The sequence below is a fragment of the Reichenbachiella agarivorans genome, assembly GCF_025502585.1.
Classification (GTDB): Bacteria; Bacteroidota; Bacteroidia; order Cytophagales; family Cyclobacteriaceae; genus Reichenbachiella; species Reichenbachiella agarivorans.
The window spans coordinates 2805714-2820327 of the sequence record NZ_CP106679.1; the positions used below are offsets into that span (position 1 = coordinate 2805714).

Consider the following 14614-nt stretch of genomic DNA (forward strand, 5'->3'; position numbering starts at 1 on the left):
CTACGATTCTGGAAGGTCGAAAACTGTAGGAAACGGCTATCCTAGGCTCTAGGAAGATAGAAAACTGTAGGAAATGGCTATCCTACGATTCCGGAAGGTAGAAAACTGTAGGAAACAGCAATCCTAGGTTCTAAGATGATAGAAAACTGTAGGAAGCAAGTAATCTCTGTCACTAGCTCAATTTGCTAAGACTGATCCTGTACAGCGTGGACACGAGCTGCAAGCTCGAGAAGGATTGAAATAAAAAAGCGAGACTGAATACTCAAATCCAGTCTCGCTTTTATGATTAATTATTTCTTATACGTTGTTAGACGAGACTTTTGCACCTAAGAACTCACGGTTCATTCTAGCAATGTGCTCTTGTCCGATTTCTTTTGGACATACTGCAGAACAAGCGCCAGTGTTGGTACAGTGACCAAAACCTTCTTCTTCCATCTGTGCAACCATTCTTTCCACACGTGTTTGCTTCTCTACTTGTCCCTGTGGTAGCAGTGCTAGCTGAGAAACCTTCGCCGCAGTAAATAGCATCGCAGAAGCATTCTTACAAGCAGCGACACACGCACCACAACCTATACACTGTGCAGCATCCATGGCTTGATCGGCTATGGTTTTTGGTATTGGGATGATGTTAGCATCTGGTACACCGCCTGTGTTGACGTTGACGTATCCACCTGCCTGGATGATTCTGTCAAAAGAGCTACGGTCTACCACCAAATCCTTTTGGACAGGGAAAGCAGAGGCTCTCCAAGGTTCGATGACGATGATCTCTCCGTCTTTGAATGATCTCATGTGCAACTGGCAAGTCGTCACTGCATCCTTAGGTCCGTGAGGTTTGCCATTGATGTATAGTGAACACATGCCACAAATTCCTTCTCTACAATCGTGATCGAAGTGTACAGGGTCTTTGTCTTCTCTCGAAAGGTTCTCGTTTAACACGTCAAGCATTTCTAGGAATGACATGTCCGGCGATACATCAGAAACTTTGTAAGTTTCAAACCCACCCTTATCAGCAGGGTTTTTTTGTCTCCATACTTTTAATGTAATATTCATGTCAATTCTTATTTATAACTACGTTGTGTCAATTTAACATTTTCGAATTCTAATTTTTCTTGGTGAAGTTTCTCTTCCAAATCCTCTCCTAGGTATTCCCAAGCTGCAACGTATGCATACTCGTCATCCATTCTGAGTGCTTCTCCTTCTGGCGTTTGAGATTCTTCTCTGAAGTGGCCCCCACAAGATTCTTTCCTGTTTTGTGCATCGTCGACCATGAGTTCACCTAGTTCGATGAAGTCAGCTACTCTGTTGGCTTTTTCTAGAGACATGTTCATCTCTTCGTTTTCACCGAGTACCTTGACATTAGTCCAGAATTCAGCTTTCAGAGCTTTGATTTTAGCTTTGGCAGTTTTGAGGCCTTCCTCGTTTCTAGCCATACCGCAGTATTCCCACATGATATGTCCTAGTTCCTTGTGGAAGTCATCTACCGTTTTGCTGCCCTTGATACTGAGTAGTTTTTGAATCCTGTCTTTGACTGCTTTTTCAGCTTTCTGGAATTCTTCGTGATCCGTTGGGATTTTGTCATAAGGTACATTCGCCAAATAATCACCAATTGTATATGGCAATACGAAGTATCCATCTGCCAAACCTTGCATCAAGGCACTAGCACCCAGTCTGTTTGCACCGTGATCAGAGAAGTTGGCTTCACCTGCGGCATACAATCCTGGCACAGTTGTCATCAAGTTGTAATCCACCCACAGTCCACCCATGGTATAGTGCACCGCTGGATAGATCATCATTGGCATCTCGTATGGATTGTCTCCTGTGATCTGCTGATACATGTCAAACAAGTTGCCGTACTTTCCTTTAATAGTTTCTAGTCCGTCTCTTTTGATCGCATCCGCAAAATCCAAGAATACAGCCAGGCCAGTATTGCCTACACCCAAACCTGCATCACACATTTGTTTGGCGTTTCTAGAAGCCACGTCTCTAGGGACGAGGTTACCAAATGCGGGGTATTTTCTTTCCAAGTAGTAATCTCTGTCTGCTTCAGCAATCTTGGCGGCATCAGCGGCTTTCAATCCTTTGACAGCTACTTTAGGCACCCAGATTCGCCCATCATTTCTCAATGACTCTGACATCAATGTCAATTTGGACTGGTGATCACCTGATACTGGGATACAAGTCGGGTGAATCTGTGTGTAACATGGGTTGCCGAAGAATGCACCTTTTTTGTGTGCTCTCCATGCAGCAGTTACATTCGATCCCATCGCATTGGTAGATAGGAAGAATACGTTACCGTATCCGCCTGTTGCCAATACTACGGCGTGTGCTGAGTGTGATTCGATTTCGCCAGTGATTAGATTTCTGGTGACGATACCTCTTGCTTGACCATTGACGATCACTACGTCTAGCATTTCAGTTCTGGCGTACAGCTTCACCTTACCAGTAGCTACTTGTCTGCTGAGTGCAGAGTAGGCTCCCAAAAGCAATTGCTGTCCAGTTTGGCCTCTGGCATAGAATGTACGTGATACTTGTGCTCCACCAAATGATCTGTTGTCTAGCAATCCTCCATATTCTCTGGCGAAAGGTACACCTTGTGCCACACACTGGTCGATGATGTCGACCGATACTTCTGCGAGTCTGTGGATGTTGGCTTCTCTACCTCTGTAGTCACCGCCTTTGATGGTATCATAGAAGAGACGGAAAACTGAGTCGCCATCGTTCTGATAATTTTTTGCTGCGTTGATTCCACCTTGTGCCGCGATACTGTGCGCTCTACGCGGGCTGTCTTGGAAACAAAACGATTTGACATTGTAGCCAAGTTCACCAAACGATGCAGCAGCTGATGCGCCTGCTAGTCCAGTACCCACTACGATGATGTCGTATTTTCTTTTATTCGCTGGGTTGACCAGTTTGCTCTTGAACTTGTGGTTAGTCCACTTTTGTGCCAACGGTCCCTCAGGTATTTTTGAATCTAAAGCCATTTCTTTAATTTCTAAATTTTCTAATTCTTTATATTATCCTCTCAGGAACATGACAATCGGAATGATTGCGAACCCAGCAGCTACCAAGATAGAGTAGAGTAGACCTAGTTTTTTGATGAAAGGAGTGTATTTCTTGTGATTCAAACCCAAAGTCTGGAAAGCACTAGAAAAACCATGTGACAAGTGGAATCCTAAGAAGATCATGCAGATCACATAAAACGCCACATACAGCGGTTGAGAAAAAGCATAAGCGACTACCTCATATCCGTTGGGATAGCTTACGCCATCATAGACTACATCGGAGAGAGAGCCATTTTTGAATTGGTACCAGAATCCTTTCAAATGTGCGATGATGAAGATAAGAATAATGATCCCTAGTAGAGCCATGTTTTTAGAAGCCCAGCTACTTTTAGAATCCTTGGTAGGTACCGCGTACCTGACTTTTCTTGCGGCTCTGTTTTGTCTAGTCAAGATGATCCCGTCGATGATGTGGATCAGGATAAACAAGAAGTTGCCATAAGAAACTGCTTTGATCAAAGGGTTATGAGCCATGTTGTACGCATACATATTGAATGCTTGACCCTCGTCACCTTTGAGCAACTGAAGATTTCCGGCCAAGTGAATCACCAGAAATAGAATTAGAAATAATCCAGTCAGCGACATGAGCAATTTTTTGCCTATCGTGCTAGAAATCGATTGTGTAAACCAACTCATGATTTAGTTTTTGAATAAGTAGAATAAATTTTCGTAAAGATATATTCGCAAGGCTAATCTGACAATGACAACAAGTATTTATACTGTGTATAAATAGTGTGATTTGTCATAAAACATTCTACTTCAAGAAGGTACATTTAGTAAAAGTTAAACTTCTTGACAAATACTGAAAATAATGTCCGATCTGAAATGCGACTCACGCAATCGGTTTATATTTGGTGTTGACTTGTATAAATATGGCAAAAGAGGTCATTTTGATCTATTTTGTTATGTTTTGTTTAAAGCAGTATGGAATGATCAATCTTCTTAGAATCAAAATCTTCAGTGTATTGGCGTTGCTCTTGTTGGTGAGTCAAGCTTCGTGGGCTACCCATATTCGGGCAGGAGAGATTATTGCTCAGCGAATCTCTACCTCTACGTTGACCTATCGTTTTTCTGTCATAGGCTATACAGATACAGGGTCTACTGTGATATTCGGGAGTGGAAATATTGATTTTGGCGATGGTGTATCGGTCAATCTTGGTGAAAACGCAGAGAGCAACCAGACGATCTTGCTGGAAGACGAGGTTGCCTACAATATTTTCACGATCATCCATACTTTCCAAGGACCAGGTAGGTATGTGATTCGCTACGACGAGCAAAATAGAAATGCCGGTGTGGTGAATATGTCCAATTCGGTAGATACGCCGTTTTACATTGAAACTGAAATGTTGATAGATCCACTGTTTGGCATCAACAATACTCCCGTATTTCTTGTACCGCCTGTGGATAAAGGAGCCGTTGGGGCTACATTCTTGCACAATCCTGGTGCCTATGATCCAGATGGCGATAGCCTTTCGTACCACATGACAATCCCTCAACAGTTCATAGACAGAAATGTCAATGATTACAAAGATCCCAATGACCCTGGTTTTTATACCAATTACCTAGAAGGAAATCAAGAAGGAGATGGCCCTCCAATTTTTAAAATAGATTCTATCAATGGCGATTTGGTATGGGATGCACCTGGCTTGATGGGGGAGTACAACATTGCTTTTATTGTGAAAGAATGGAGGATTTTGGAAGGCAAAGCGTACAGCCTGGGCTATGTTACCAGAGACATGCAGATCATCATAGAAGAGACGGAAAACAATCCGCCAGAGATTGTACAGCCGATGGAGTTGTGTGTCGAAGCAGGTACATTGATCACAGAGACATTGGTAGCTACTGATCCAGATGGTGATCCAGTGATATTTGAGGCCTTTGGAGGTCCTTTCGAAATGACTATCAATCCGGCGACTTATGAACCGAGCCCTCCAGTGTCCCAGCCAGTTCCTGCCAATCTGCAATTTACATGGCAGACTGACTGTGCTCATGTCAGAGAGCGCCCCTATGAAATTCAACTCAAGGCCAAAGATCAGCCCCCAATTGGTGCTAAATTGGTGGATTTCAAAACTTGGTTGATACGCGTGGTAGCACCAGCACCCACGGGTTTGACAGCTACCAAGCTGTCAGGACGTAGGGTAGAGCTCAATTGGGATAAATACACCTGTGGCAATGCCGATAAAATTGAGATTTGGAGAAGGGTGGATAGTTTTGATTTTACCGCAGAAGATTGTGTGGTGGGCATGCCTGCCAACGCAGGCTATGAGTTGATTGATTTGGTGAACAATAGCACTTTGGCGGGAGAGCAAATTACCAATTATATCGATGACAATGAAGGTATGGGCTTGGCGCCTGGGGCACTGTACTGCTACCGTATCGTGGCGAAATTTCCAGATCCAGCTGGAGGGGAGAGTTATGCGTCGGATGAGGCATGCGCACAAATAGACGTGGTGGCTCCTGTCGTCCTTAATGTAGATGTAGTGGCTACTGACAAGGTCGCTGGTCAAATTTATGTGCGTTGGGAAGAGCCGTTTGATTTGGATCCAGTTCTATTTCCTGGGCCTTATACTTATGATGTGGTACGATTTGAAGGGCTTTCTGGTCAAATCAATGGAGATACCATTTCACTCAAACAAACTGCTTTGGACATCACCGATACTGGATTGGATACGGATAGTAAGCCTTACCATTACTTGGTATATGTCTATGATAATAGCGGTAGTTACATTGATTCTTCTTTTCCAGCCTCATCAGTTTGGTTGGATGCTTTATCAGACGTGAAGACAATTACACTTAGCTGGGAGGCTTTGGTTCCTTGGTCCAATGTCATGGACTCGTTACCATATCACCGCGTGTACAGGGATAATGTGGACGAATTTTTTCCTGATGATTTGTATTTAATTGATTCCGCAAAAGTGACAGAGTCTGGATTTAGGTATGTAGATGATGGGTCACACAATGGAGTGGAACTCAATGACGAAATCATTTACAGATATTACGTAGAAACCAAGGGTAGCTATGGCAATCCAGTATTTAAACCCTACGATCCTTTGTTGAATAAGTCCCAAATACTGTCTGCTCAACCCAATGATACCATTCCACCATGTGGTGTGGTTAATTTTAGGTTTGATGATACCTTTGACTGCAGTGTATTCCTGTCTACGAGAGGTTGTGATTTCAATGACTATTCCAACTTGTTAGAATGGGAAGAGAACGGCGATTCACAATGCGACAATGACATCAGTAGCTATAATATCTACTTTTCGGATGAAGATATAGATGGTGAATTGCCATTGTTAGAAAATGTCCAAGGGACTCAATTCTTACACGATGGACTTAGTTCGTTCAAAGGGTGTTATCAAATCACCTCCGTAGATCGTTCTGGAAATGAAAGCGAGCGATCTGAAAGAATATGTCATGACAATTGTCCATTCATCAAGATGCCAAATGCTTTCACACCCAATGGGGATGGTAAGAATGATTTTTTTACACCATTTTACAATCAGATAGGAGGAGGCACTGAAGGCGGCGGTACCGGTATCCCTGGATTCAACAATGCAGATTGTCCAAGGTTTGTGTTGGAGGTTACGTTTACCGTGTTTGATAGAACAGGCGGCACTTTGTTTACATACAATTCTGCAGATCAAATAGAAAACATAGGAGAAGAGGGCAATGCGATCTTGATCAATTGGGATGGCAAATCTGATAACGGCACACAGCTCGAATCTGGAGTGTATTACTATAGTTTGGAAGTCATCTATGATTTGCTAAATCCCAAAGATCAAAAGAAGAAATACAAAGGATGGGTGAATATCTTGAGGTAGAAGAGCTGAATGATGTGCTCCTCTATGATGGGGTATGTAAGTTTTGTAACAGCTCAGTGAGTTTTGTATTGGAGCATGAGAAAAATGATCAACTGAAATTCACGCCTCTTCAATCTGATTTAGGAGTAAGGATATTGACTCATTTTGGTTATCCCAAGGATTATACGGATGGTATTCTATTCTTATCCAATGGGAAGTTGGCCTCCAAATCCAGGGCCGCACTCTACATTTCGAAATTCCTGAAAAGGCCTTGGTCATGGTTGCAAGTCTTTTGGATTGTTCCTTTATTTATTTCAGACTTTGTTTACAACATCATCGCTCGCAATCGCTACAAGTGGTTTGGGATGACTGATGCCTGCATGCTCCCCCCACGCAATCACAAGGAGAGGTTTTTAGAATGAAGGAATTGCTGTAAGTTTGCGCTTTGAAATTTAAAAAAGGTAAATGAAAGCATACGTATTCCCTGGGCAAGGCGCTCAATTTACAGGAATGGGCAAGGACTTGTACGATAGTTCTGCTCAAGCAAAAGCATACTTTGATCAAGCGAATGAGATACTTGGATTTGACATTGCCAAAATTATGTTTGAAGGTTCTGCAGAAGAGCTAAAGGAAACGAAAGTAACTCAACCTGCAGTATTTATTCATTCTGTAGTATCTGCATTGGTGCAGGATAGTTTTCACCCTGATATGGTTGCTGGTCATTCATTGGGTGAATTCTCTGCTTTGGTGGCCAACAAGACTTTGGGATTTGAAGATGCTTTGAAGTTGGTTTCCCAACGTGCACTTGCGATGCAAAGGGCGTGTGAAATGAACCCCTCAACCATGGCTGCCATACTAGGATTAGATGATCATATAGTGGAAGAAATTTGCGCTACAGTGAATGGAGTAGTGGCAGCCAACTACAATTGCCCTAGTCAGCTGGTGATTTCTGGAACCAACGAAGGAATTGCCATTGCTTGTGAAAAAATGAAAGAAGCAGGTGCAAAACGTGCTTTGCCATTGCCAGTAGGAGGTGCATTTCATAGCCCATTGATGGAGCCAGCCAGAGAAGAATTGGCAGCAGCTATCGAGGCAACCAATTTTAGCAATCCGATCTGCCCAGTCTACCAAAATTTTGACGCTCAAGCGCACAGTGATGTGGCCGAAATCAAGAAGAACTTAATTTTGCAATTGACCGCTCCAGTACGATGGACACAGTCAGTACAACAAATGGTCGCTGATGGTGCTCTTGATTTTATAGAGTGTGGACCAGGCAAAGTATTGCAAGGGTTAGTTAAGAAAATACACAAAGAAGCTGAGGTAAGCAGCCTTTGATTAGAGGTTCAAGACTTTTAGACTCAAGATTTAAGACAAAAAAAGGTGATTCAGTTGAGTCACCTTTTTTTGTCTTTGTACTTTATACGCGTTGCAGCGGAACTAGCGCAATCCATGATTTTCAAAGCGTACAGCGTTTAGCGTGCTACTTATTCATCAGACTTTCAATCTCATCGGCGTGAATAGGAATGTTTCTCATCAAATTGATGTGCCCCTTTTCAGTGATGACAATGTTGTCTTCTAGTCTGATACCAATTCCTTCTTCTCTGATATATATGCCTGGTTCTACTGTCAGTACCATGCCTGGTTCAAATTTTTTGTAGATGCTGGCTACATCATGGACATTGATTCCTAAATGATGCGACGTGCCGTGCATGAAATACCTCTTGTATGCTGGATTATTTGGGTCTTGTTTTTCGATATCTGATTTTCTAAGCAAACCTAACGCAAGCAGTTCACCTTCCATGATTTTGCCAACTTCTTTGTGGTATTCTGGGATGGCATTGCCAGGGGTTAGCATTTCGGTGGCGGCATTTTTCACTCTTAGTACTGCATTGTACACGTCCTTTTGGCGTTTGGTAAATTTGCCATTGACTGGAATGGTTCTAGTCATGTCGGCATTGTAATTGGCGTACTCAGCCCCTACATCGAATAGGATCAAATCATCGTCTTGGCATTGTTTGTTGTTCTCTATGTAGTGCAATACACAAGAGTTGGCGCCCGAAGCAATGATGGGCTGATAGCCAAACCCTGTGGCTCGGTTGCGCAGAAATTCATAGATGAATTCTGCCTCCAGTTCATATTCCCAGACACCTGGTTTGGTAAACTCTAGTATTCGTCTAAAGCCTTTTTCTGTGATATCACAGGCGTGTTGCAGTTGCTTGATTTCTTCTGGCTCTTTGATGCATCTGAGGTCTGTCAAAATAGGGGCAATGCGTTCATATTTGTGGAGTTTGTAAACGGTCTGACACCACTTGTTGAATCGCTCGGTTCTTGTCTCGACCACAGATGCATTTCTGATGTGTTCATTGCTGTCCAGATAGATGTATTCAGTCTCTGCCAGTATAGTGTTGAAGACGGATTCGAATGATTCCAGCCACATTATATTTTTTATACCAGAAGCTTCTTGTGCTTCTTCTTGGGTGTATTTGTGTCCTTCCCAAATTGCAATTTCTTCATTGGTTCTTCTCAGAAAGAGAATTTCTCTCATGGATTCATTTGGGAAGTCCGGAGCAATCAATAGAATAGATTCTTCTTGGTCGATCCCAGATAAATAGATCAGATTAGCGTCTTGTTTGAACGGCAAAGTGCCATCTGCCGAAGTGGGCATGATATCACTGGAGTTCAATACAGCAACCGAATTTGGTTTTAGTCTTTTGCCGAACTTAGCCCTGTTTTTCAAAAACAGCTCCTTGTTTATGGGGTGGTATTTCATCTTTTGATTGTCGTTTGTTGTCAAAGGTAAAAGTAAATTGAAATCGAATGATTTGATAGCTAAAATGATTTTAATGATGTCTCTGTCGAATCGGTCACGGGAGACTATTTTTAGCTAATTTTGCCGACTTAAATAATGGATCAAGCGTGGAATACGAACTCGTAGAATTGCCCAATAAAATAAGAGTAGTGCACAAGCAGGTGCCTCATACTAAGGTGTCGCACTGTGCGATCATGCTCGATATAGGGAGCCGTGACGAAAAAGAAGGGCAGCAAGGTATAGCACACTTTTGGGAGCACATGGCTTTCAAAGGTACCAAAAAGCGAAAGGCCTATCATATCATCAATCGTTTAGAATCTTTGGGTGGAGAATTGAATGCTTATACGACTAAGGAGAAAATATGCTTTTATGCGACCATTTTGGACAAGCATTTAGACAAGTCTGTTGAGTTGTTGACTGATATTACTTTCAACTCGGTGTTTCCAGAGCAGCAAATCATCAAGGAAAGGCAGGTGATATTGGAAGAGATGTCAATGTACCTCGATGATCCAGAAGATGCTATTCAAGATCAGCTGGATAGCCAGGTATTTAAGGGCCACGCATTGGGTGAGAATATTCTAGGTACCAATGAAAGTGTGAGTGGATTCACCACTCAAGACTTTCATTCTTTTCTGGGAGCAAACCTGGATACATCACGTGTAGTTTTGGCGTCTATGGGGAATTACTCAATGAATCAACTGTTGAAATCCGTCAACCGCTATTTGTCACAAGTACCCAAAATAGAGAAAGAAAGGAAACGTACATCAGTCAATGGCTATGCACCAGCTCGATTGACTGAGTCAAAGGATATTTTGCAGGCTCATGTGGGGATTGGTACACGGGCATTTGACATTCATTCTGAGCAGAGAGTGCCATTCTTTGTGCTCAACAATGTGTTGGGAGGCAACAGTATGACATCCAAATTGAACCTTTCACTCAGAGAAAAACTGGGTTTAGTCTATCATGTAGAAAGTAACTATCATGCTTTTTCGGATACAGGTTTGTTCTCATTGTTTTACGCCACAGAACCAAAGAAAATCAAGAAATCACTGGATGCAGTGGTCAAGGAATTTGACAAACTAAAGGCGGGTCAAATGACTATAAGACAACTGCAAACTGCCAAGGATCAAATCAAAGGACAATTGGCGATCTCAGAAGAGAACAATCAGAATTACATGTTGATGATGGCAAAGAGCATCTTGAATTATGATAAAATTGAATCTTTGGAGTCTGTATTTGAAAGAATCGATGAGGTCACCGCTGAGCAGTTGCAGCAATTGGCCATCGAGGTGTTGGATATGGATAATATGTGCCTGCTCACTTACATTCCTAACAAATAGCCTACTTGTCTGAGATTCATTTTTCTATCTCATGTTTTTTTTGCAACTTAAGACATAGACGAATTACAAAATATTACCTGCTATGAATTACTGGTTGATGAAGACTGAACCCAACACTTTTTCATGGGATGATTTGGTCAACAAAGGAAGGGATCATTGGGATGGTGTAAGAAATTATGCGGCACGCAAACACATGATGGAAATGAAAGCCGATGATTTGGCTTTGTTTTATCATAGTGTGAATGAAAAGTCAATTGTTGGTATTGCAAAAATAGTAAAGGAGCATTATCCTGATCCCACCACAGATGATGATCGTTGGGTAGTGGTGGATTTGGCTCCAGAGCGAAAACTGACAAACCCAGTTACATTGGATGTGGTCAAAGCGGATTCTAGATTGACCAACATGGTGCTCGTCAATAACTCTCGACTTTCGGTTCAGCCCGTGACCGAGCAAGAGTTCAAGATAATTTTAGAATTGTCCGCTCAATAATATGCTTAGAATTTTTCTGCTCACTTGGTTGATGATAGGAATCCCCTTATGGGTGTTTTCTCAAGCTATATCTGATAGTGATTCATCTATATTGATGCAAACCAAGCGAGTAGAGTACGAAGTGAGCAACGAGGATATTCGTTTTGAACTGGTACAAGGGGATGACGAAGGTATCTTGATGATCAGAGAGACACGCCGCAGAACATCCTCAGGTTTTATATGGACGTTGAATTACCTAGATACTTCACTCAATGAAAATTGGACTGTAGACATCAATGTGCTTTTTGGGATGTCATTTATGGGACATGATTTCAATGGGGAGTCATTTTTTTTATTGTTTGCCAAAGATGAATACAAATTGGAGGAGTTGTATGTGATCAAGGTGGACAAAGCAGATGGAGCACTTTCGGATTATCATGTCAACACAGTACTCCCGATGACCTTGAGTCATTTTGAGGTTTTGAATCATTCATTGATATTTGGAGGAAGCTCCAACAATCGACCCGTTGTGCTGTTTTATCAGTTGGAGGAGAAAAAGGCCAAAGTACTTCCAGGCATTTACAACAATAAAAGTGAGATTGTCGACATACTCGTCAATGACGAAAGAGGTGTTTTTACTGTAGTGCTAAACGAACGCTCTCATAGCAAAGATTTTATCGTGTCATTGAAAATCTTCTCAGGTGAAGGAAAGACACTGCATACGAGTGCTCTGAAAACGATCTACGAAAAGAGTTTGATTGATGGAGTGCCTACAGATTTTGATTTTGGTATCCAGTATGTAGCTGGCGCTTATTCTAACCGAAACTCCGATGTGTCGAGAGGGTTGTATCTGGCCAAACTGGTCAATGGCGAGCAGGAGTTTATCAAATACCACAGCTATGGTGATTTGGATAATTTCTTTTCCTATTTGGGGGACAATAGAGAGGTCAAGATGAAACGTAAAATTAACAAGAGACGTGAATCGGGTAAGAACCTGAAGTTTAACTATCGTCTCTTGGTGCATGACATTGTAAAGCGTGGAGAAGAGTATATTTTGATAGGGGAGGCATACTATCCCAAATATTCCAGCAATACCAGTGTGCAAGGTAGCATGATCAATCCGTATGATCAGCTGAATCAGCAACAAGCAGTCTATGCACAGCCCAAACTACTAGGGTACAATTATACACATGCCGTAGTGGTTGGGTTCAGTGCTGATGGAGAAATCCTATGGGACAACAGTTTTGAGATCAATGATGTGCTGGTGTTTCCATTGATCGAAAATGTGCAGGTCAGTGTCAATCATGATAAAATAATACTGATGTATGCGCACGACAACATGCTCAAAACGAAGATCATACAAGGAGATAGTGTACTGGAGGGCAAAACCATAGAAAACATCGAACTCAGCTATGAGGGCGATCAAGTGAAAGAAAGCATTCCTGGGATGGAGGGAATCAAGTGGTGGTATGACAAGTCTTTTTATGCATACGGGATGCAAAAAATCAAGAATATGACCCAAGAGGGGGTAAAGATGAATAGAAAGGTGTTTTATATCAACAAAGTTGAATTCTAAAAATATAGATGGAATCTTATCTCCAAATGCTTTTCAAAATGTAGCAGGTCTCTCTATATTTGCCTAATATCAAGCTCATGCAGAAAAGACTCCTACTTAATAGCAAACATTTAAGTATAACCATTTCCCGCCTTTGTCATCAGCTCATCGAAAATCACCTCGTTTTTGAAAATACCGTGCTTATTGGTCTGCAACCAAAAGGTGTTTTTCTGGCTGAAAGAATCAAATCCAAACTAGAAGAGATCATCAAAAAACCAATTCAATTGGGTTATTTGGATATCACGTTCTACAGAGATGATTTTCGCAGACGTGACGAACCACTGACTCCTAACGAGACAAAAGTCCCGTTCATCATAGAAGACAAAAACGTAATATTGATTGACGATGTACTCTACACGGGTCGTTCTGTCAAATCTGCTATGGATGCCATGAGTGCATTTGGACGCCCTGCCAAGGTAGAATTTTTGACCCTTATAGATAGGATTCATACGAGACACCTACCTGTAGAGGCCAATTATGTAGGCAAGCAAGTCAATACGGTCTTTTCACAAAAAGTTTTGGTGGAATTGACAGAGCAAGGTAAGAAAGAGGATAAAATTTGGTTGATTGATAAATCGAAATAATGAGTCAGTTAAGTAGCAAACATTTATTGGGTATCAAGGATTTGACAAAGGATGATATCCAATTGATATTCGAGACTGCGGATAATTTTAAAGATGTAATCAATCGTCCGATCAAAAAAGTACCCTCTCTGCGTGATATTACGATTGCCAATGTATTCTTTGAAAACTCTACGCGTACCAAACTCTCATTTGAGTTGGCAGAGAAGAGACTTTCGGCTGATGTAATCAATTTTTCTTCGTCTGGAAGTTCTGTCAAAAAGGGGGAGACTTTGTTGGATACTGTCAACAACATCCTTGCGATGAAGGTAGACATGATTGTGATGAGACATAGTTCGCCAGGAGCTCCTCATTTCTTGTCCAAGCATATCAAGGCCAACATAGTAAATGCAGGAGATGGTACACATGAGCATCCTACACAAGCGCTCTTAGACGCATATTCGATGAGAGAAAGAGTGGGAGATTTGGAAGGAAAGAATATTGCCATCATCGGAGATATTATTCACTCAAGAGTCGCATTGTCCAATATTTTTGCTTTACAAAAATTGGGGGCTAATATTATGATTTGTGGCCCTGCGACTTTGGTGCCGAAGTATATGTCTTCTTTCGGGGTAAAAGTGGTGTCTGATGTACGTCAAGCTTTGGAATGGTGTGATGTGGCAAACATCCTTCGCATCCAATTGGAGCGGCAACAGATCAAATATTTTCCTTCCTTGAGAGAGTATTCTTTGTATTTTGGTGTAAACAAAGCTTTGTTGGATAGTTTGAACAAGGAGATTGTAATCATGCACCCAGGCCCTATCAACAGAGGTGTAGAAATCACCAGTGATGTGGCGGATTCTCACCATTCGATTATTCTCGATCAGGTAGAAAATGGTGTGGCGACTCGTATGGCAGTTTTGTACCTGCTCGCAGGCACAAAACCTTGATATCTTTGG

At 41.9% G+C, this 14614-nt stretch carries 12 protein-coding genes; 8 read left to right on the top strand and 4 right to left on the bottom strand.

The genetic code is table 11. From position 1 onward, the window contains the following. Positions 1-297: 297 nt before the first annotated feature. Genes N6H18_RS11760 through N6H18_RS11770 form a run of 3 tightly spaced genes read right to left on the bottom strand, consistent with a single transcriptional unit; the run spans position 298 to position 3695 of the window. On the bottom strand, positions 298-1050 hold the full coding sequence (locus N6H18_RS11760; RefSeq protein ID WP_262308469.1) for a succinate dehydrogenase/fumarate reductase iron-sulfur subunit: 753 nt from the start codon (positions 1048-1050) through the stop codon (positions 298-300). Between the two features lie 8 nt (positions 1051-1058). After that, on the bottom strand, positions 1059-2981 hold the full coding sequence (locus N6H18_RS11765) for a fumarate reductase/succinate dehydrogenase flavoprotein subunit (protein ID WP_262308470.1): 1923 nt from the start codon (positions 2979-2981) through the stop codon (positions 1059-1061). Positions 2982-3014: 33 nt separating this feature from the next. After that, complete coding sequence (locus N6H18_RS11770) at positions 3015-3695, bottom strand: succinate dehydrogenase cytochrome b subunit (RefSeq protein ID WP_262308471.1); 681 nt, start codon at positions 3693-3695, stop codon at positions 3015-3017. 293 nt (positions 3696-3988) lie between these two features. Here N6H18_RS11770 and N6H18_RS11775 point away from each other — a divergent pair, with 293 nt between their 5' ends. Genes N6H18_RS11775 through fabD form a run of 3 tightly spaced genes read left to right on the top strand, consistent with a single transcriptional unit; the run spans position 3989 to position 8197 of the window. Continuing rightward, entirely contained in the window at positions 3989-6883 is a 2895-nt protein-coding gene (locus N6H18_RS11775) for a gliding motility-associated C-terminal domain-containing protein (protein WP_262308472.1), read from the top strand. After that, on the top strand, positions 6862-7284 hold the full coding sequence (locus N6H18_RS11780) for a thiol-disulfide oxidoreductase DCC family protein (RefSeq protein ID WP_262308473.1): 423 nt from the start codon (positions 6862-6864) through the stop codon (positions 7282-7284). The genes N6H18_RS11775 and N6H18_RS11780 overlap by 22 nt, the downstream gene beginning before the upstream one ends. A gap of 43 nt (positions 7285-7327) precedes the next feature. Then, the gene (gene fabD, locus N6H18_RS11785) at positions 7328-8197 is read left to right on the top strand and encodes an ACP S-malonyltransferase (RefSeq protein ID WP_262308474.1); all 870 of its coding nucleotides are present in this window, start codon (positions 7328-7330) and stop codon (positions 8195-8197) included. 145 nt (positions 8198-8342) lie between these two features. On the opposite strand, the gene N6H18_RS11790 is transcribed toward fabD, so the two are convergent. Then, positions 8343-9632 carry an aminopeptidase P family protein gene (locus N6H18_RS11790; protein ID WP_262308475.1) on the bottom strand — a complete coding sequence of 430 codons (1290 nt, stop codon included), beginning with the start codon at positions 9630-9632 and terminating at the stop codon, positions 8343-8345. A 146-nt stretch (positions 9633-9778) separates the two neighbouring features. Here N6H18_RS11790 and N6H18_RS11795 point away from each other — a divergent pair, with 146 nt between their 5' ends. The 5 genes from N6H18_RS11795 to N6H18_RS11815 all read left to right on the top strand — a co-directional run bounded on the left by N6H18_RS11795 (position 9779) and on the right by N6H18_RS11815 (position 14605). Further along, entirely contained in the window at positions 9779-11011 is a 1233-nt protein-coding gene (locus tag N6H18_RS11795; RefSeq protein ID WP_262308476.1) for a M16 family metallopeptidase, read from the top strand. 82 nt (positions 11012-11093) lie between these two features. Then, entirely contained in the window at positions 11094-11501 is a 408-nt protein-coding gene (locus N6H18_RS11800) for an EVE domain-containing protein (protein ID WP_262308477.1), read from the top strand. A 1-nt stretch (position 11502) separates the two neighbouring features. Continuing rightward, positions 11503-13056, top strand: coding sequence for a hypothetical protein (locus N6H18_RS11805; RefSeq protein WP_262308478.1), 1554 nt, complete (start codon positions 11503-11505; stop codon positions 13054-13056). A 77-nt stretch (positions 13057-13133) separates the two neighbouring features. After that, positions 13134-13679, top strand: a complete 546-nt coding sequence (gene pyrR / locus N6H18_RS11810; protein WP_262308479.1) for a bifunctional pyr operon transcriptional regulator/uracil phosphoribosyltransferase PyrR — start codon at positions 13134-13136, stop codon at positions 13677-13679. Then, positions 13679-14605 carry an aspartate carbamoyltransferase catalytic subunit gene (locus tag N6H18_RS11815; protein ID WP_262308480.1) on the top strand — a complete coding sequence of 309 codons (927 nt, stop codon included), beginning with the start codon at positions 13679-13681 and terminating at the stop codon, positions 14603-14605. Before pyrR ends, N6H18_RS11815 begins: the two co-directional genes overlap by 1 nt. The last annotated feature ends 9 nt before the right edge of the window (positions 14606-14614 follow it).

Coding starts and splice junctions, on each gene's coding strand:
- pyrR (WP_262308479.1), top strand. CDS start 13,134: ATGCAGAAAAGACTCCTACTTAATAGCAAACATTTAAGTATAACCATT.
- N6H18_RS11815 (WP_262308480.1), top strand. CDS start 13,679: ATGAGTCAGTTAAGTAGCAAACATTTATTGGGTATCAAGGATTTGACA.
- N6H18_RS11790 (WP_262308475.1), bottom strand. CDS start 9,632: ATGAAATACCACCCCATAAACAAGGAGCTGTTTTTGAAAAACAGGGCT.
- N6H18_RS11770 (WP_262308471.1), bottom strand. CDS start 3,695: ATGAGTTGGTTTACACAATCGATTTCTAGCACGATAGGCAAAAAATTG.
- N6H18_RS11760 (WP_262308469.1), bottom strand. CDS start 1,050: ATGAATATTACATTAAAAGTATGGAGACAAAAAAACCCTGCTGATAAG.
- N6H18_RS11800 (WP_262308477.1), top strand. CDS start 11,094: ATGAATTACTGGTTGATGAAGACTGAACCCAACACTTTTTCATGGGAT.
- N6H18_RS11765 (WP_262308470.1), bottom strand. CDS start 2,981: ATGGCTTTAGATTCAAAAATACCTGAGGGACCGTTGGCACAAAAGTGG.
- N6H18_RS11805 (WP_262308478.1), top strand. CDS start 11,503: ATGCTTAGAATTTTTCTGCTCACTTGGTTGATGATAGGAATCCCCTTA.
- fabD (WP_262308474.1), top strand. CDS start 7,328: ATGAAAGCATACGTATTCCCTGGGCAAGGCGCTCAATTTACAGGAATG.
- N6H18_RS11775 (WP_262308472.1), top strand. CDS start 3,989: ATGATCAATCTTCTTAGAATCAAAATCTTCAGTGTATTGGCGTTGCTC.
- N6H18_RS11780 (WP_262308473.1), top strand. CDS start 6,862: ATGGGTGAATATCTTGAGGTAGAAGAGCTGAATGATGTGCTCCTCTAT.